Consider the following 241-nt stretch of genomic DNA (forward strand, 5'->3'; position numbering starts at 1 on the left):
TGAGTTTCAACCTTGCGGTCGTACTCCCCAGGCGGAGTGCTTAATGCGTTAGCTGCAGCACTAAGGGGCGGAAACCCCCTAACACTTAGCACTCATCGTTTACGGCGTGGACTACCAGGGGATCTAATCCTGTTTGATCCCCACGCTTTCGCACATCAGCGTCAGTTACAGACCAGAAAGTCGCCTTCGCCACTGGTGTTCCTCCATATCTCTGCGCATTTCACCGCTACACATGGAATTC

General features: G+C 53.1%; 1 rRNA gene. It reads right to left on the reverse strand.

From position 1 onward, the window contains the following. Positions 1-241: ribosomal RNA gene (locus SH09_RS14075) — 16S ribosomal RNA — on the reverse strand; the annotation flags it as partial.

The sequence above is a fragment of the Staphylococcus gallinarum genome (genome assembly GCF_000875895.1).
Lineage (GTDB): Bacteria > Bacillota > Bacilli > Staphylococcales > Staphylococcaceae > Staphylococcus > Staphylococcus gallinarum.